This window comes from Synechococcus sp. Lug-A, assembly GCF_024345655.1.
Lineage (GTDB): Bacteria > Cyanobacteriota > Cyanobacteriia > PCC-6307 > Cyanobiaceae > MW101C3.
Genome location: NZ_JAGQBN010000006.1, coordinates 1 through 17384, shown reverse-complemented (window position 1 = coordinate 17384; position 17384 = coordinate 1). Strand labels below are relative to the sequence as shown.

The 17384-nt window shown below is 69.8% G+C and carries 15 protein-coding genes; 7 read left to right on the top strand and 8 right to left on the bottom strand.

The window, feature by feature from the left end:
- Positions 1–3: 3 nt before the first annotated feature.
- Together KBY86_RS05810 and KBY86_RS05805 are read right to left on the bottom strand one after the other, a co-directional pair.
- Positions 4–1218, bottom strand: a complete 1215-nt coding sequence (locus KBY86_RS05810; RefSeq protein ID WP_399221198.1) for a glycoside hydrolase family 10 protein — start codon at positions 1216–1218, stop codon at positions 4–6.
- Between the two features lie 50 nt (positions 1219–1268).
- Positions 1269–2264, bottom strand: a complete 996-nt coding sequence (locus KBY86_RS05805) for a ribose-phosphate pyrophosphokinase (RefSeq protein ID WP_094510475.1) — start codon at positions 2262–2264, stop codon at positions 1269–1271.
- 123 nt (positions 2265–2387) lie between these two features.
- Between KBY86_RS05805 and KBY86_RS05800 the strand changes: the two genes are divergently transcribed.
- Entirely contained in the window at positions 2388–2906 is a 519-nt protein-coding gene (locus KBY86_RS05800; RefSeq protein ID WP_255140565.1) for a hypothetical protein, read from the top strand.
- A gap of 38 nt (positions 2907–2944) precedes the next feature.
- Here the strand turns inward: KBY86_RS05800 and KBY86_RS05795 are convergent, their stop codons facing one another.
- Positions 2945–3856: an LCP family protein gene (locus KBY86_RS05795; RefSeq protein ID WP_255140564.1), complete on the bottom strand. Its 912-nt coding sequence runs from the start codon at positions 3854–3856 to the stop codon at positions 2945–2947.
- A gap of 218 nt (positions 3857–4074) precedes the next feature.
- Here KBY86_RS05795 and KBY86_RS05790 point away from each other — a divergent pair, with 218 nt between their 5' ends.
- Both KBY86_RS05790 and malQ read left to right on the top strand, forming a co-directional pair.
- On the top strand, positions 4075–5277 hold the full coding sequence (locus tag KBY86_RS05790; RefSeq protein ID WP_094510403.1) for a Coenzyme F420 hydrogenase/dehydrogenase, beta subunit C-terminal domain: 1203 nt from the start codon (positions 4075–4077) through the stop codon (positions 5275–5277).
- Positions 5274–6872 carry a 4-alpha-glucanotransferase gene (gene malQ / locus KBY86_RS05785; protein ID WP_233132728.1) on the top strand — a complete coding sequence of 533 codons (1599 nt, stop codon included), beginning with the start codon at positions 5274–5276 and terminating at the stop codon, positions 6870–6872. Before KBY86_RS05790 ends, malQ begins: the two co-directional genes overlap by 4 nt.
- Here the strand turns inward: malQ and KBY86_RS05780 are convergent.
- Complete coding sequence (locus KBY86_RS05780; protein WP_094510476.1) at positions 6785–7756, bottom strand: helix-turn-helix transcriptional regulator; 972 nt, start codon at positions 7754–7756, stop codon at positions 6785–6787. The genes malQ and KBY86_RS05780 overlap by 88 nt on opposite strands.
- Before the next feature lie 16 nt (positions 7757–7772).
- A complete protein-coding gene (locus KBY86_RS05775; RefSeq protein WP_094510405.1) occupies positions 7773–8510 on the bottom strand; it encodes a pseudouridine synthase in 738 nt (245 codons plus the stop codon).
- 228 nt (positions 8511–8738) lie between these two features.
- Here KBY86_RS05775 and KBY86_RS05770 point away from each other — a divergent pair, with 228 nt between their 5' ends.
- Positions 8739–9731: an RpoD/SigA family RNA polymerase sigma factor gene (locus tag KBY86_RS05770; RefSeq protein ID WP_255099702.1), complete on the top strand. Its 993-nt coding sequence runs from the start codon at positions 8739–8741 to the stop codon at positions 9729–9731.
- Between the two features lie 4 nt (positions 9732–9735).
- Here KBY86_RS05770 and KBY86_RS05765 read toward each other — a convergent pair whose 3' ends face one another.
- The gene (locus KBY86_RS05765; RefSeq protein ID WP_255140563.1) at positions 9736–12720 is read right to left on the bottom strand and encodes a hypothetical protein; all 2985 of its coding nucleotides are present in this window, start codon (positions 12718–12720) and stop codon (positions 9736–9738) included.
- Positions 12721–12890: 170 nt separating this feature from the next.
- On the opposite strand from KBY86_RS05765, the gene KBY86_RS05760 reads away from it, so the two are divergent.
- On the top strand, positions 12891–13106 hold the full coding sequence (locus KBY86_RS05760) for a hypothetical protein (RefSeq protein ID WP_255140562.1): 216 nt from the start codon (positions 12891–12893) through the stop codon (positions 13104–13106).
- Positions 13107–13113: 7 nt separating this feature from the next.
- Positions 13114–13743, top strand: a complete 630-nt coding sequence (locus KBY86_RS05755; protein WP_255140561.1) for a hypothetical protein — start codon at positions 13114–13116, stop codon at positions 13741–13743.
- 148 nt (positions 13744–13891) lie between these two features.
- Here the strand turns inward: KBY86_RS05755 and KBY86_RS05750 are convergent, their stop codons facing one another.
- Together KBY86_RS05750 and KBY86_RS05745 are read right to left on the bottom strand one after the other, a co-directional pair.
- Positions 13892–14389 carry a hypothetical protein gene (locus KBY86_RS05750; protein ID WP_369802994.1) on the bottom strand — a complete coding sequence of 166 codons (498 nt, stop codon included), beginning with the start codon at positions 14387–14389 and terminating at the stop codon, positions 13892–13894.
- A 63-nt stretch (positions 14390–14452) separates the two neighbouring features.
- Positions 14453–16066: an AarF/ABC1/UbiB kinase family protein gene (locus KBY86_RS05745; RefSeq protein WP_233132834.1), complete on the bottom strand. Its 1614-nt coding sequence runs from the start codon at positions 16064–16066 to the stop codon at positions 14453–14455.
- 218 nt (positions 16067–16284) lie between these two features.
- Here KBY86_RS05745 and KBY86_RS05740 point away from each other — a divergent pair.
- Positions 16285–17384: lysine decarboxylase (locus KBY86_RS05740; protein ID WP_255140560.1), on the top strand; the 1100-nt coding region annotated here is incomplete at its 3' end.

The following is a 17384-nucleotide window of genomic DNA, read 5'->3' as shown; positions in this document are numbered from 1 at the left end:
CGATCAGCGGGGCGCCGCTCCGGCGCTGGAGGCCTGTCCCTTGGCGGGGCTCTGCCCGCGACCGAAGGCCTGGCGGTGCAATCGGGTGAACGCGTCGCGCCGGAGGGAAGCTCCCTCGGGCCCGGCGTAGGTGCCCCACAGGCCTTCCCAATAGAAATAGATCACGCCATGACCACGCTGGGCCGCCAGCTCCACCTTCTGATTGAGCGTGGCCATGTCGGGAGTGCGGCCACCGAAGCCCGCCAGGATGCCGATTTCCACGGGCAGGCCCCACTGGCGGGCCTTCACCAGCGCCGGCTGATCGAGATCACGGGCGAAACCGCGCACCGAAAAGGCGTAGTTCTGAACCACCAGGTCATCCACCAGTTTGCCCAGGGCCCAGATTTCCCAGTCCTGGAGCCAGTGGTTGTAGGCGAAGCGGAACGGTCCAGGGGACAGGCTGATCACCGCCTTGTCGTTGCTGCGGCGCAGTTCCCTTCGCAGCTCCCGCAGCAGGCCGGTGAGCTGCTGGCGCCGCCAGCTCATCCATTCGCGGTTGTTGAAATCCGTGGGAGGTTCACGCCCCTTCTCCTTGCTGAACAGGGCCCGGGTGTAGGGGTCGTAGCCCAGTTCCACCGGCCAGGCGAAGTGGTCGTCGAGCTGGATGCCGTCGACACCACAGCGCTGCACGATCTCCTGGATCAGGCCGATGAAGCGGGCGCGCACGCCGGGGTGGGCCGGGTTGAGCCACACCCGCAGATCCCGGAGCGGTGAGGTTTTCAGGTTGGCGCCGTGCATGGCATAGAGGGTGGAGCCATCGCTGCGCTGCAGCACCCACTCGGGATGACGCCGCACCACCTCCGCGTCGGCGGGCTCCATCATTCCGTATTCGAACCAGGGGATCACCTGCATGCCGCGCCGCTGGGCGGAGCGGGTGATCTGGCAGATCGGATCGAGTCCCGGCGCAGCCTTCAGCAGGGCCGGTTCGGTGGGAGCAAAGCGGCTGCGGTGGAAGGTGGTGCCCCGGCTCCACACATTCGGGTAGAGGGTGTTGAACCCGGCAGCTGCCAGTTCCTTGACGGCCTGCTCGATCCGGTTGCGGTCGTAGTAGAGGGGGCTGGGGCTGTTGGTGAGCCACACTCCCACGCGCTGGCTGGAGGCGGCAGCGGGCAGCAGGCCGACGCCATGCAGTCCTGTGGTGAGCAGGGCCGTGACCAGCACCGGCAGGGCCTTCTTCAGCCGCACCCGCAGGGGAAAGGGCGCCTCGGAGCGGTGGCGTTCGGGTGGTTTCAGCGGAACATCGAGCTCACAGAGCTTTCCTCGTGGATGCGCCAGATGGCTTCGCCCAGCATGTTGGCCACCGAAAGCACCTGCAGCTGCGGGAAGCGGCGGTCGTCGCTGATCGGGATGCTGTTGGTGACCAGCACCTCTTCGAACAGGCCGGGCTCGGAGAGCCGCTCGATCGCGGGAGGGGAGAACACCGCATGGGTGGCGCAGGCCAGCACCCGGGTGGCGCCCCGCTGGCGCAGCAGTCGCGCGCCCGCGCAGATGGTGCCGCCGGTGTCGATCATGTCGTCGATCAGGATGGCCGTCTTGCCGGCCACGTCGCCGATCACTGTGAGGCTCTCAGCCACGTTGTGGCCGGAGCGGCGCTTGTCGATGATCGCGAGCGGGGCATCGCTCATCTGCTTGGCGAAGGCCCGGGCCCGGGCCACGCCGCCCACATCCGGTGACACCACCACCACCTCGCCGAGGTCGCGGGTGCGCAGGTAATCCACCAACACGGGCGAGCCGTAGATGTGATCGCAGGGGATGTCGAAGTACCCCTGAATCTGGGAGGAGTGCAGGTCCATCGCCAGCACCCGGTCGACGCCGGATTTCACCAGCAGATTGGCCACCAGCTTGGCAGTGATCGATTCGCGGCCCGCCGTCTTGCGGTCGGCGCGGGCGTAGCCGTAGTAGGGCACCACGGCGGTGATCTGCCGGGCCGAGGCACGCCGGCAGGCATCCACCATGATCAGCAGCTCCATCAGGTGATCGTTCACCGGAGCGCAGGTGGGTTGGATCAGGAAGACATCGCAGCCGCGGATCGATTCCTGAATCTGGATGTAAAGCTCACCATCGGCGAAGCGCTTGATCGCGCGCGGCCCATCGGGAACACCGAGATAGGCGCCGATCTCGCGGGCCAAGGCCTGGTTTGACGTGCCGCTGAACAGCCGCAACCGCCGGGTGTCGTGAGGGGGCTGGTCCTGCTCGACCCGATCGGCTGTCAGGAAACGGGTCACGGCGGGCGTGAGCGAGGTCGGCATGGAGCTGATGGTAGAAGCCTTCCGGTCGGATGCCGGCGAAACCTGGTGGTATGAAGAATGATGAACCACTGCCTGCCGGTCTTGTCCGAACAGCGGTCCTTGCTCACCTCTCCCCTGGTGCTGGCCGGAGCCGGCCCGGGCGGGCTGGCGGCCCTGCCCCAGGCGGCCCCGCGCCTGCAGTCGCTGCTGGCCCTGCCCGCCACAACCGAGCTCAGCCAGCTGGCCGCTCAATCGGTTGAGCCCGATCAGCTGATGGCGGCCCTCCAGGGCCACCGGGGCGGCGCTCTGGTGGCGCTCGAGCAAGACCCAGGCCGCTGGCTGCCGGCGGGCACCCGCTGGGCGGAGGTGCTCGGCGCCTGGCGGCAGCCCACCCTGCTGCTGGTGACGGCTGACGACGCCACCAGCGGGCTGGCGGCGGCCTACACCGCCCTGCTCGATCGCTCCACCGTGCCCCTGCTTGGCCTGGTGCAGTGGGGCGGCAGCTGGGACGGGCCGGCCCGCGCCTGCGAGGGTCTGCCCTGGCTCGGTGCGCTGCAGCCAGGCGACCACGGCGCTGCCGGTGCGGAGGTGTTGCTGGAGGCCCTGAAGCTGCGCTGGCAGCGCCTCACCACCCTCTGAGCGGCCTGCGCTGATCCATCGCGATGGCCGGAGTGGGGCTACCCCGCCGGCCACAGCGGCTGCTCTGCTCCCGGCGCCACCTGCCGCAGCGTCTGGCCAGGCTCGGTGGTGGATGCCAGCGGGAGTTTGTCGTAGCGCACGGTGTGGGCCTGCTGGATCGCCACGTTGAGCAGGCTCAGCATCTCGGTTTCCGTCAGGTTGGTGCCCACCAACGGCTGGAGCTGCCTCACCTGCTGCGCCAGTTTCGCCATGCCGTCAGGGCGCCCCAGCTGCTCCAGCAGGCCGGCGATCACCTCCTGCTGGCGGCTGCGCCGTCCGCTGAGGCCGTCGTCCTTGCCCTTGAAGCGCACCAGCTGCTCCACCTGCGGGCCCTTCAGCACCTGCAGCCCGCCCTGAAGATCGACCCGGTAGTTCTGGGTTTTGTCGTGGTAACGGATGGCCTGATCCAGGTTCAGCTCCAGCCCGCCCAGGCCGTCCACCAGGCTGCGCAGCACCTGACGCGGCATCACCACATAGCGCTCAGGCTGGCCAGGGTCGAGGCCTACCAGCTCCCCCACCCCGCCGGCCGTGAGGGCAGGGCCGCCGAGCCGGTAAAGGGCCCCCAGGCTCTGCACCTTCTTCTGACCCGGCACCTGCACAGCCAGTTCGGTGGGCACATTCAGCACCCGCATCGCCCCGCCCGGATCGGCCCGGATCAGCAGCAGCGTGTCGGCGTTGGCGGGGCCGGGGGGTGCGGCGCCGTTGGTGCTGGCATCGAGCCGGTCGGCGTCGGTGCCGATCAGCAGCACCGTGATGGGACGGATCGGCGGATCGGCCAGATCCTTGATGAGGCCCGCTTGATCGCTGCTGACCAGGCCGGGGTCGGGCCGCGACCACACACGCTCGAACAGCACCACCGTGCCCACGGCAGCCAGAAGGGCCAGGCTCAGCTTCCACAACCGCGACCCCAACCGGGCGCGGGGGCGGCCGCCAGGCTCCGCCTGGGCAGGACCCGCAGGTGACACGTCCGAACCCCCTGCCGATCGCGCCGCACCCCGTGGGCGTGCCTTGCTCCCGCCTGCCATCGGCGCTCATGCTTGCGAAGGCTCAACTTTGCCGTAGCTCCGGCACGGAAGCCGGGCCTGCCGATAGGTTGAAGCTCCCTTGCCCCGTCAGGCTGGACGCCGCTTTGACCGCCGCCCCTCCCCTCCCTCACGAACGGGCCCGGCCCCTGCCCAAGGGCAGCACAAAACCGGCCAAGGACCTCTGCAGCGACTGCGGTCTGTGCGACAGCCGCTGGGTGGCTTACGTACGCCAGGCCTGCGCCTTCCTCCAGCAGCGCTTCGAGGCGATGGAGCAAGCCGCCCACGGCCGCAGCCGTGACCTCAGCAACGAGGACGAGCTCTACTTCGGCGTCAGCCAGCGCATGGTCACGGCCCGCCTGCAGCCCCCGATCGATGGGGCGCAGTGGACCGGCATCGTGTCGCGCATCGGCGTGCGGGCGCTGGAAACGGGCCTGGTGGATGCGGTGCTGTGCGTGCAGCAGAGCCCCGACGACCGCTTCACGCCGGTGCCGGTGCTGGCGCGCACCCCCGAGCAGGTGCTGGCGGCACGGGTGAACAAGCCCACCCTCTCCCCCAACCTGGAGGTGCTGGAGCAGTTACCCGGCAGCGGCATCCGCCGCCTGCTGGCCATCGGTGTGGGCTGCCAGGTGCAGGCGCTGCGGGCCGTGCAGGACACCCTGCCGCTGGATCAGCTCTACGTGCTCGGTCTGCCGTGCGTGGACAACGTGAGCCGCCAGGGGCTGCAGACCTTTCTGGAAAGCGCCAGCGATTCGCCCGCCACGGTGGTGCACTACGAGTTCATGCAGGACTTCCGCATCCACTTCCGCCACAGCGACGGCCGCGAGGAGACGGTGCCCTTCTTCGGTCTCGACACCCCCCGGCTCAAGGATGTGTTCGCCCCCAGCTGCCTCAGCTGCTTCGACTACGTGAACGGCGGCGCCGACCTGGTGGTGGGCTACATGGGCGCCACCTTCGGCCGTCAGTGGCTCACGGTGCGCAACGCCCGCGGCCAGGAGCTGCTCGATCTGGTGGAGGCGGAACTGGATCTGGCGCCGGTGAGCAGCCGCGGGGATCGCCGCGCCGCGGTGCAGCAGGGCATCGACGCCTACGACAAGGCGGTGCGCCTGCCCCGCTGGCTGGCTGAGGTGGTGGGCTTCCTCGTGCAGCGCGTCGGGCCTCAGGGGCTGGAGTATGGCCGCTTCTCGATCGATTCCCACTTCACCCGCAATGCCCTGTGGCTGCGGCGCCACCATCCTGAGATGGCCGAGCGCCACATCCCGGCCTTCGCCAAGGCGATCGTGGCGCGTTACCGCCTGCCGCGCACGTGAGCGACGCCGACCTTCCCCCAGGCCCCGGGACAGCGGGCCGCTGTGGTGTGCTGCTCCACCCCACGGCCCTGCCGGGCACGCCCGGCTGCGGCAGCTTCGGCGCCGCGGCCCACGCCTGGATCGACCTGCTGGCCGACCACGGCATCGACGCCTGGCAGTTGTTGCCACTGGCCCCCGCCGATGGCACCGGCTCTCCCTACAGCTCCCCCAGCGGCTTTGCGCTGAACGCCTGGTTTCTCGACGCTGACGCGCTGGTGGCCGATGGCTTTCTGGAAGCCGCCGATCTAGCCGCGCTGCCCCCCGGCCGCACCGATCGCCTCGACCTGGAGGCCTGCCCGCTCCGCTCGGCGGCCCTGGCCCAGGCGCTCGAGCGGCGCTGGCTCCAGCAGTCGGCTGAACGCCAGGCCGACTTCCAGCGCTGGTGCCAGGCGGCAGCTCCCTGGCTGGTGGAGCACTGCCGCTTCATGGTGCTGCGGGAGCTGCAGGGAGGCCTGCCCTGGTGGCAATGGCCTGTCCCGCTGGCGCAACGGCAGTGGCGGGCCCTGCGCCGCTTCGACCGGGAGCAGGCGGCGGCCCTGCGGCAGGAGGCCCTGGTGCAGTGGCACCTGGAGCGCCAGTGGCAGCAGCTGCATGACCATGCGCGCCATCGCGGCGTGCAGCTGATCGGCGATCTTCCTTTCTATGTGGCCCACGACAGTGCCGATGTCTGGGCTCGGCGCCGCCTCTTCTCGCTGCGCCGGGATGGTTCCCTCACCCAGCAGAGCGGTGTGCCGCCCGATTACTTCTCCGACACCGGCCAGCTGTGGGGGACACCCGTCTATCGCTGGTCGCTGCATCGCTTCACCGGCTTCCGCTGGTGGCTCCGGCGGCTGCAGGGGCAGCTGGAACGGCTCGATTTGCTGCGTCTGGATCACTTCCGCGCGCTGGAGTCGTACTGGGCGGTGCCCGGTGAGGCACTCACGGCCCAGCTGGGTGAATGGCGCGCTTCGCCAGGGGTGGCGCTGCTGAGGGCGTTGCGTCAACGGCTGGGCGGCCAACTGCCCCTGATCGCCGAAGACCTGGGCGTGATCACGCCTGCGGTGGAGGCTCTGCGCGACCGCTTTCGCCTGCCGGGTATGAAGATCCTGCAGTTTGCCTTCGACGGCAACGACGGCAACGCCTACCTGCCCGAGAACTACGTGGGCCGCCACTGGGTGGTGTATACAGGCACCCACGACAACGCCACCTGTATCGGCTGGTGGGACTCCCTGCCCGAGAATCAGCGCCGTCAGGTGGGTGAACGGATCGGCGAGATGATCGAGGCCCCAGGCTGGCAACTGCTGGAGCTGGCGCTCGCCTCGCGCGCCGAACTGGCGGTGGTGCCCCTGCAGGATCTGCTCAGCCTGGGCGATCAGGCCCGCTTCAACACCCCTGGCACGGCGGGGGAGGCCAACTGGAGCTGGCGGCTGGAGCAACCTGTGCAGCAGCTCAGTGAGCCGATCGCTGCCCTGGCCGCCCTGGCGGCCCGTTACGGCAGATCGGCGGGCGGCGCAACCGACGGGAGCGCTGCTGGCGCTGCCGCTGAGCCCCGCGCTGCTGCCGGCGGCACGCGGTAAACCCCCGGCCGCCCGGCTTCGGCCTCCAGCGGCTGCTCGTTCCAACGCACGGCCCCGCTGCCCGCCGCCGGTGGGGGAGTGAGCTGCACCTGCAGCGGTGGCTGCATCTGCAGCACGAGGGAGCCCCGCGCCCCTTGCAGCCGGGTGCCTTCTCCCGATTCGCTGCTCAACTGGAGGCTTGTGGGCTGATCCAGCCGCAGGCGCAGCACGCCAGGACCACCCCCCGCCTGGCGCGCTTCCCGGCTCCATTGCTTCTGCGCCACCCCACGGGCCGCCTGCTGGAGGGGCCGCAGGTCGGGGTGGACCTGCAGCAGCAGGGCATTGCTGTCGGGCGGTTTCACCCGCTCCGCTTCCGTGAGCGGCGGCACGGGCCGCAGCGTGAGCTGGTTGGCCGCCGCCAGCTGCTGCTGCTGCAGATTCACGGCGTAGATCAGGCCGGCGGTCAGCAGGCCATAGAGCACCGTGCCTTGCCAGCTGGTGAATACATCGATTGAGCCCGGCGTGAAGCGCCGCAGCAGCGAGGGCTGCTTGCTGTGGTCGTCGAGTGGGTGGGCTTGCAGCGGCAGGGCGGCGTTGAGCGCACCGGGTTCCAGGCCGAGGTGCTGCTCAAGCAGCGCCAGCATCGTGCGCAGGTAAGCGGGCTCCGGCAGGCGGTCACGCCAGCCCCTCTCCAGCGCCTCGATCACCGGGGTGCTGATGCGGGTTTCGGTGGCGAGCTGGCGCAGGCTCAGCCCCTGCTCCTCCCGCTTCTGGCGCAGCAGCCGGCCGAGCTGCAGCAGGGGATCTTCGGGCGCCGGTGGGGCCGAGGCCGCCGCCGACGGCTCCAGACGCAGGCGCCGCCGCAGGGCCTGGGGAAGCAGGGAGGTGATCCGGGGGCGCGGCATCGGGGGCGGCGAAGGGTCAGTGCTGGTGTCCAGCACCGGAAGCAGGTTCGTCCCATTGTCGAGCGTCGATGGGGCGCCACTGGCCTGACGCCAGGGTGCCCAGCTGCAGATCCCCGATCGCCACCCGCAGCAAATCCAGCACCGGATGGCCCAGCAGGGCAGCGGTGCGGCGGATCTGCCGGTTTCGTCCTTCCCGCATTTTCACCTCCAGCAGCGTGCTGGCGGCCGATTGGCGCAGCCGGCGCAGCTGCACCGGCAGGGCGGCCTCACCATCGAGCGCCACGCCCCGGCGCCATTGGGCCAGCGCGGCCTCGCTCGGGTGGCCCTGCACCAGCACTCGATAGGTCTTGCCGTGGCCATGGCGGGGATGGGTCAGCCGCAGGGTGAGGGCACCGTCGTTGGTGAGCAGCAGGGCGCCGCGGCTGTCGATGTCGAGCCGGCCCACCGGGTGCAGGCCGGTGCCCTCGGTGAGGGCCGCTGGCAGCAGATCCAGCACCGTGGGCCTGCCCTGCGGGTCATGGCAACTGCTCACCACACCAGGGGGTTTGTGCAGCAACAGCGTCTGACGGGTTACGGCAGGACGCAGTGGCTGACCGTCGAGCTCCACCAGATCGGTGCTGGCATCGGCCTGATCGCCCAGACCGGCCACCCTGCCGTTCACCCGCACGCGCCCCTGCAGCAGCAGATCCTCGGCCCGCCGCCGGGAGCAGACGCCGGCGGCGGCCAGCAGCTTTTGGAGTCGCTCCCTTGGCATGGCATCCGGCAGCGGAGGGCCCGGCGGCAGGCGCCGTCCGGGGCGGGCACAGCCGCATTCTCTCCCGCGTCGGCGGCCGCTCGCCGCCCCGCCAACTGAGGCCGGGCTGGCACGCCGCCAGCAGGCGTTGGGCTGGTGCGTAGCTAGCAGGTGCGGGGATGGTGTGCGACCGATCCATGGTGGTAAATTACGAAACACAAACGTTTCCTAACCCTGCGAAACGCCACCATGCCTTCCCCGCCCTTGGCCACGGTTGATGCTTCCAGTGCCTCCATGGCGAGCGGCGACCTGGTGCGCTCGTATCTGCGGGACATCGGCCGCGTGCCGTTGCTGAGCCATGAGCAGGAGATCACGCTGGGCCGCCAGGTGCAGGAGCTGATGCGTCTGGAGGAAACGGAGCTGGAGCTGGAGATGCGCGCCGGCGGGGTGAAACCCACGATGGAGGTGCTGGCGGCGGCGCTGGAGCTGCCGGTGCCGGTGCTGCGCCGCAAGCTGGCGAGCGGGCGGCGGGCGAAGGAGCGGATGGTGGCGGCGAACCTGCGGCTGGTGGTGAGCGTGGCGAAGAAGTACACCAAGCGGAACATGGAGCTGCTGGATCTGATCCAGGAGGGAACGATCGGCCTGGTGCGGGGTGTGGAGAAGTTCGACCCGACGCGGGGCTACAAGTTTTCGACGTATGCGTACTGGTGGATCCGGCAGGGGATCACCCGGGCGATTGCGGAGAAGAGCCGGACGATCCGTCTGCCGATCCACATCACCGAAACGCTGAACAAGCTGAAGAAGGGTCAGCGGGAGCTGAGCCAGGAGCTGGGCCGCACGCCCACGCTGAGTGAGCTGGCGGTGGCGGTGGAGCTGCCGGAGGAGGAGGTGAAGGATCTGCTGTGCCGAGCACGGCAGCCGGTGAGCCTGGAAACGAAGGTGGGCGACGGGGAAGATACGGAGCTGCTGGATCTACTGCAGGGGGACGGGACGCTGCCGGAGGAGAGCGTGGACAGCGAATGCCTGAGGGGGGATATGCGGGCACTGCTGGAGCAACTGCCGGAGTTGCAGCGCGATGTGCTGAAGATGCGCTTCGGGCTTGATGGCGAAGAACCGATGAGCCTCACCGGCATCGCCCGCTCCCTCGGCATGAGCCGCGACAAGACCCGCAACCTCGAACGCCGCGCCCTCGACGGCATCCGCTCCCATTCCCGCCGCCTGGAGGGCTACCTGGTGGCCTGAGCCCTCACCGGCCGGAGTTGAATCGGGCCCGGAAGCGGTTGTAGATGGCGTTCATCGCCAGCATCAGCAGCCCCACGCCGATGAACACCACGCCACGGAGTCCCAAATCCGCCTGGGCCATGTCGATCGCCACCAGCCGCACCAGGCAGGCCCCCAACCCCAGCAGGGCCAGCCAGCGGAACTGCTGATCGCGCAGCACGGCGCTCAGCAGGTAGATCACGAACGCCTGCAGGGCCCACAGCAGCGTGAGCAGCGACCGGTCGTAGCGGGCCGCCAGGCTCCAGGCCACGGCCACGAACATCGGGTAGTACAGCCAGCGGTTGGGAGCGGCGGCGACGCGCCGGGCGATCCAGCTCAGTAACGGCAACCCCTGCGAGGCCGCCTGCAGCGGAGTCTCCAGTTTCTTGTGCGCCAGCAGGATGAACAGCACCTCCAGTGCGATCGCCAGCACCCCCACCGTCTGCGGCTGCCCCAGCCAGCGCTCTGGAGCCGGCGGCAGTGTGTCCAGCATCGCCAGCAGGCCGAGGATGCCGCGCCAGTACACCAGCACCGCATACACGGCCAGCCGCGGCGCAAACAGGCGTTGCAGCTTCGGGATCACCAGCAGCACCGCCAGCAGCGACCAGGCCACTGGCCGCCACAGCGGACCGACCTCCACCGCGATGCCCAGAACCGAAACCAGCACGGCCGCTTCCAGCGCCAGAGGCTGAACGCCACGCCAGAGCGGCAGCGCCGTCAGGCCTGCGCCGGGGCGGAGGAACCAGACCCGCAGCGCCACCACCAGGGCGAACAGCTGGATCGGCAGGCGGGCGCTGAAGCTCACGCGGCCCAGGCTGAGCAGCTCCGGGCTGGGCAGGATCACCAGCAGGTAGGCCGTGAGGAACAGCACCAGGTAGCCCAAGGCCATCACCAGCAGCTGCAGGGCGGGCCCCCGCGACCGGCGGCGGGCGAGCTCCAGCGCACCCGCAGCCAGGGCCAGCCAGGCGGTCCCGGGCAACAGCTCCGAGATCGGTGCCAGGGCCAGATACACCCCCAGGGCGGCGGTGACTCCGAACAGATGCAGTCCGGTGGCCCTCAGCGCGGGCCGGCCACCGGCACCGGCTAGCAGCAAGGAGAGTGCGGCCAGGGGCAGGAGCCGGATCAGCAGGGGCGCAAGCGACCAGGGCGCCTGCACCACCAGCACGAGCCAGCTGGTCAGGTGTGCCATGACGATTGCCAGCCCGCAGCCGCCGAGCAGGCCCGGCGGCCGTTGCCGGCGGGCGAGCAGCAGCAGGGCGCCCACCACCACCAGCGCCAGCGTTTCCCGCCAGGGAGCGGGCGCGCTGATCGATGTGCCCACCGCCACCAGCAACCCGCTGATCCAACCCAACGCGGCTGGCCACGGCAGCGGCACGGCGCGGCGCTGAAGCAGCAGTTGCAGCAGAGCTGCCAGCAGGCCGGCACCGATCAGCACAGCGGCGTTCTGGCCCTGCTCCAGAGCCGTGGGTGCGGTGGTCAGTGCATCGACGGCGGCGGTGATCAGCCCCGTGAACACCAGGGCAACGGCCACCAGATTCACCGCTCCCCACCCCCAGCGCCGCAGCACCGGATCGTGCTCGCTCACGGCCAGGCCGAGGAACAGCACGGTCTCCAGCCAGAGGCCGGCCACCAGTAGCGGCCCATTCACCACCAGCGGCTGCAGGCTCAGCACCGCTGCCATCGCCAGAACCTGGGCCACCAGCAGATCGCAGCGGACCAGCCAGCGCACCCCCGCCCGGCCGGCCCCCTTACCCAGCGTGTAGGCGAGGGCAGCGGCCAGGGCCAGGCTCACGATGCGCTCCGCCGCATGGGTTGGTGTCACCAGCAGGGCCAGACCTACCCCGCCCCAGCGGCTGAGCAGCAGCAACAGGGGGAAGGGGCGAAGTTCTGGCGCTCTGCCGCGCGGATGGTGCTGCCACAGCGCCCCTCCGCCGAACACCACCAGGGCACCGACCAAGGCGAAGCCACGCTCCGGCTGCATGGCCTCCAGCAGCGCTCCATTGCCCGCAAGCCACCAGAGCTGGAAGCCGGCATACGCCCAGGTGACCACCAGTTGATGACGTTCCTGCCGCTGGGGCAACGGCATCGCCAGGCCCGCCACCGTCACCAGCGTGGCAAGGGCGAGGGTGATTGGGTTCTGGCTGGCGATCAGCAGGGGCACCAGGTTCACCACCACGTGCAGGGAGGCCACCGACTGGCTGGAGGCCACCCGGGCCAGCAGCAGATTCACGGCCATGCCCACCGCCAGCAGCAGCACAGCCGGACCAGGCGCTTCGATCCAGCGCAGCCCCAGTTCCGGCAGGGAGCCGGCGGCGGCGCAGGCGAACAGCAAGAGAGCGCCACCGCCGCTGCGCATCCACAGGCTCAGTTCGCGCCAGGGGCTTGGGCGACCCAGCAGCAGCGAAGGGGCCGCCAAAGCGGCAGCGGTGGCCACGGTGATCAGGAAGCGCTCGAAGCCCCCGAGCCGCAGGCCCACGTTCACCACGACGAAGGTGACCCCGGCCACCACCACCATCACGCCCAGGATCCCGGTCCAGTTCTCGACCAGGAGCCGCTCCAGCTTCCCGGGCGTTCTGGGTCCGCGAGGCGACGGCGTGCGCGGCGACAGATGCGGCGGGGGTGGGAACGCGGGCCCTGTCGGCGAGGAAGTCCCGACGTCGGCATCCATCGGCGGAACAACGACCACCGCCACATCCCCCTCCACCACATCCGCCACCACCGCGGATTCCGCCGCCGCTTGCCTCAGGCGGCTTGGACCCAGGGGCGGCGCTGACGGAACCGGTGCGCTGGGTTCCGTCTCGAGCCGCTTGCCCGCTGCCTGCCCGACTGGAGCTGGAGGCAGCGCGCCCAGCCGGGCTTCCAGCTGCTGCAGCCGGCGCTCCAGTGTGTTCAGCTGCCCCCGCTGCAGCGAATGGCTGTGCAGCCACAGCCCGATCAGCAGGATCGCCAGCACCAGGAGGGGAACGCCCACGATGGACCCGGCGACTGCCCTGGTTTCTAACCCTGCCATCACAGGTTGTCCCATGCCGGGCTGATTCCGGTGGGGCGGAACAGCCAGGCCTGCGGCGCTTGGTTGGTCGCAGCAGCGACGCCATTCGACCGGCGGCAGTGGGCTGGCTGCAGGCGCGTTGCTACAGATCCATGACCGCCCGCCTTTCTGCCCCTGCTTTTGGTGTTCGGCTGCAGCTGGCCAAGCACGACCTGGATCGCCTCGACACGCTCACCTGCTCAAGCAGCGGTGGCCTGTGGGCAGGCCTCGGGACAGTGCGGCGGATGGTGCTCGGTCCTCCCTGCGGCCAGGTGGGCCCCACTCTGGATGCCGCTCTGCTGCTGAAGTTGCCGGTGGATTTCGAGTGACTGGTACTTGCCGTTCTGCGACACCTTCAGGGCCTACAAACGCTGGTGCATCGACAGCCTGCGCGACCTGCGCGACCGCCTCGCTCTGGCGATAGGCACGTCCCATCAGCACCTGGATGCCTACCGCTCCCTGGAGGCCGAAGTGGAGCGGCGGCTGAGGCTGTATCGCCTGATCGACCATCTGCGCGGCCGGCGCGCGGATGTGATCCTCACCAATGCTGAAAGCAATCCAAGGGCGGTGGCGGAGCTGAAGCGGCTGCACTGGGGTGTGGCCCTCGGCGATGACTACTCCGCCACCAAGTCCTTCGTGTCGATGACGTTGCTCAAGGGCCGGCGCGTGACCCTGTTGCCCGATCTTGAAGTGGCGCAGATCTTTGGTCTGGTGGTGCGCGACGGCAAGGCCGATGTGGGGGTGGTGGCGCGCAGCTTTGTGGAAAGTCAACCCTGCGATGAGCTCAACCCCACCCGTGCCGAGGAGGGAGGCCGGGTGATCGCCCGCGGCCTTCCCCAGCCGGCTTTGGTGGTGGCCCTGTCGCCCAAGCTCGACGATGGCGAGCGGCGGGTTCTGGCCAGGCTGCTGATGGACCTGCCCGCGCAGGTGCGCACGCGCATCAGGCCAGCTAACACCCGGGTGTGATTTCGGATGATCGAACTGCTCAACTGATCCGGCAAGCCTGTTCGAGCCTGCCTGGAAACTTCAGGAACGGCCGAACCGAGGGCTGTTTCGATCAGAACGCCGGATCAGCTTTCCCGCTCCCGTCACCCGTTTCTGTCGCTGGGTCCGATCAGAAGAACTGGTCGAAGTTATCGAAATCAACCGCCTTGAAGCTGCCGTTCTCCACCTGCTCCATCAACCGCACCAGTTGGGCCCACAGCGCCCCCGCGGTGAGCAGCGAGAGCAGCAGCGCCACCAGCAGGGCGGTGCCGCTGCCGAAGCCGAACACCTGCAGCGCCCCGCCGATGAACAGGGTGACGCCGATCACCAGACCGCTGTAGGACGCCACCACCTCGCCCGAGCCCAGCGGCAGCAGCGCCAGACGGTCCTGCTTCCAGCCCTCCAGCTTGTCCTGCACCTGGCGGGAGAAGGTGAGCCCGCACAGGACGCTGATCGCCAGCCCGACGCCTGCCAGGAAGAACGGCGGCTGGCCGTAGGCGGCGTACTGGAGCAGCAGGCCCTGCGCCTCCAGGTCGTTGAAGGGGCCACCGCTGTAAGCATCGGCGTCGAGCAGGGCGCTGCCCAGGGCCAGTGCCGCTTCGCTCGGATCAGTGGGCACGAGGGTCACGGCGACGGGCCAGCGGAAGAAGGCCCGACCCTAGCGATTGGTGCGGGCGTCCCCGCCCCAGGCTCAGGCGGCTGCCGCCAGCGGGTTGAGCCGCTGCAGCATGCCCTCGGCCAGCTTGCGCGGCGAGAAGGTGCGCCGCAGGAGGCCCAGCAATGCCTGCAGATCTTCGGTGTGCAGGCGGTTGTCACGCACCAGCATCAGCAGCAGGCGCTGGCGCAGGCTGCTGCCCCGCGGGCCGAGCAGCAGGCGCAGACCGGCGCCGGCCACAGGCAGCAGGTCGGGGTTGGCGTCGTCCTGCTCCACCACCGCCAGCAGGCTTTCCAGCCGCTCCAACTGCAGGCGGCCGCTGGCATCGAACAGCACCTCCAGCAGCTTTTCGCGCAGTTCACTGGTGTCCCCGGCCAGCAGGCGCCGCGCCACATAGGGATAGGCCACGCGGATGATCTTGAAATCGGGGTTCAACCGCAACGCCAGACCCTCCTGGCTCACCACCGCACGGATGATCAGGGCGAAGCGGGCCGGCACTCGGAACGGGTAATCGAACATCAGCTCCGAGAAGCGATCGGTGATCGCCTTGAAGTTGAAGGAGCCCACGTTCTCGCCCAGCTGGCCGCCCAGCACCGCCTCCAGTGCCGGCACGATCGGCGTGAGATCAGCATCGGGCCGCAGGAAGCCGAGCGCCTGGAAATCGCGGGCCAGCGCCTGGAAATCGCGGTTGATCAGGTGCACCACTGCGGCGGTGAGGGTGAGCCGGTCGGCATCGCTGATCGAATCCATCATGCCGAAATCGACATAGGCCACATGGCCCATGGCGCCCGTTTTGCCGGTGAGCGCGAACAGGTTGCCGGGATGGGGATCGGCGTGGAAATAGCCGAATTCGAGCAGTTGCTGCAAGCCCGCCGTGACACCGGTGCGGATCAGGGCGGTGGGATCAAGGTGGTGGGCTTCCAGTTCCAGCCGGTTCTGCAGCTTGATGCCGTTGATCCAGCTCGTGGTGAGCACACGCCGGCTGGAGAGCTGCCGCTCCACCTTCGGCACGGTCACGGCCGGATTGGAGGCGAACAGGTCGGCGAAACGCTCGGCATTGTCGGCCTCGCAGCGATAGTCGATCTCCTCGAACAGGCTGCGGCCGAATTCATCGATGATGTCGCCGAGGCCGAAGCCGAGGTTCAACGGCAGGAACGGGGCCGCCAGCACGCCGAGGCTGCGGATGATCACCAGGTCGCGGCGCAGCTGATAGGCGAGGTTTGGGCGTTGCACCTTCACGGCCACCCAGTGCCCGCCTGGCAGCTCGGCCTTGTAGACCTGGCCCAGGCTGGCGGCCGCCACCGGATAGGACGGAAAGGTGGTGAAAAGCTGATCGGCAGGGGCGCCCAGTTCCTGCTCGATCAGGGCGAGGGCCACGGCGTGGGAGAAGGGGGGCAGGTTGTCCTGCAGCTGGGTCAGTTGATCGAGCCAGTCGCGTCGCACCAGGTCGGGCCGGGTGGAGAGGGCCTGGCCCACCTTGATGAAGCAGGGGCCGAGTGAGGTGAGGGTGGTGAGAATGCGGCGGCCCAGGCGCTTCTGCACCTCCCGGTCGTTGCTGTTGCCCTGCACGGTGAGCACCACCGCCAGACCCAGCAGTTGCCAGAGCACCCCCACCAGCCGCGCGATCAGGATCCAGGGCCGGCGCAGCAACCAGCGGCGGTCACTCCGGGGGTCGTAGCGGAGCGGTGGCCCGGGGTCCTGCGGGCGGCCGGGAACGGCGGCTGCGGTGGTCCCGTTGGCCGCTGGCGCAGCGGTGCCGGTTGGGGCCGCAGCAGTGGCGGGCGCGAGCGAAGTGGAAGTGATAGCCGGTGCCCCTGCGCGGCAGGGGAGTGTCGACGGCCCACTCTAGGAACAGTTTTCTGCCCTTCATGTCTCTGATCGGCGCTCTGCGCGGGCAGCCCTCCGCTCTGGCACTGCACCTGCCGGCCCATGGGCGCGGCCGCGGCCTGGCCGCCGATCTGGCACGCCTGTTGCGCGATCGCCCCGGCCGCTGGGACCTGCCCGAACTGCCGGCCATCGGCGGACCGCTCGAAGCGGAAGGGGCGGTGGCCGCCGCCCAGGTCCGCACTGCCGCGCTGTGCGGCGCCGACCGCTGCTGGTTCGGCGTCAACGGCGCCAGTGGCCTGCTGCAGGCCGCCCTGCTGGCGTTGGCCCCGCCCGGCGGGCGGGTGCTGCTGCCGCGCAACCTGCACCGCAGCCTGCTGCACGGCTGCGTGCTCGGCCAGTTGCAGCCGGTACTGTTCGATCTGCCCTTCGAGGCCGCCACCGGCCTCTGGCAGGCCCCAACCCCCGCCGGCCTGGAGCAGGTGCTGCAGCAGGCGGGCCCGCTGGCGGCGGTGGTGCTGGTGCACCCCACGTATCAGGGGCTGGAGGGGGATCTGGCCGGTCTGATCGCCGTGGCCCATCGCCGGGGGCTGCCGGTGCTGGTGGATGAATGCCATGGGGCCGATCGCGCCGCTGCCCTTGGCGCCGGCGCCGACCTGGTGGTGCAGTCGTTGCACAAGGGCGCGGCAGGACTGGCCCAGAGCGCCGTGATCCTGCTGCAGGGCGAGCGGGTGTCTGCTGTGGCGCTGGAGCGCTCCCTGGGCTGGTTGCAGACCTCCAGCCCCAGTGCCCTGCTGCTGGCCTCGGCGGAGGTGGCCTTGTGCCAGCTGCACGCGCCCAGCCCGGCCGAGCGCCGCTGCCGGCAGCGGGCGCTGGCGGTGGCGGCGCGCCTGCGCCAGCGGCTGCAGGCGGAGGGGTTGCCGTTGGTGGCCAACCAGGATCCGCTGCGGCTGGTGCTCCACACCGCCGCCATGGGGATCAATGGGCTCGACGCCGACCAATGGTTGATGGCCCGCGGCGTGATCGCCGAGTTGCCCGAGCCGGGCGCACTCACCTTCTGCCTCGGCCTGGTGCCGCCGCCGGCTCTGGTGTGGCGCTTGCGCCGCCACCTGCTCGCCCTGCGGGCGGCGCTCGGGGCGGAGCC

What these genes read in the sequence shown, in the direction of transcription:
- KBY86_RS05770 (WP_255099702.1), top strand. Translation starts at nt 8,739, where the DNA reads ATGCCTTCCCCGCCCTTGGCCACGGTTGATGCTTCCAGTGCCTCCATG.
- KBY86_RS05760 (WP_255140562.1), top strand. Translation starts at nt 12,891, where the DNA reads ATGACCGCCCGCCTTTCTGCCCCTGCTTTTGGTGTTCGGCTGCAGCTG.
- KBY86_RS05780 (WP_094510476.1), bottom strand. Translation starts at nt 7,756, where the DNA reads ATGCCGCGCCCCCGGATCACCTCCCTGCTTCCCCAGGCCCTGCGGCGG.
- KBY86_RS05775 (WP_094510405.1), bottom strand. Translation starts at nt 8,510, where the DNA reads ATGCCAAGGGAGCGACTCCAAAAGCTGCTGGCCGCCGCCGGCGTCTGC.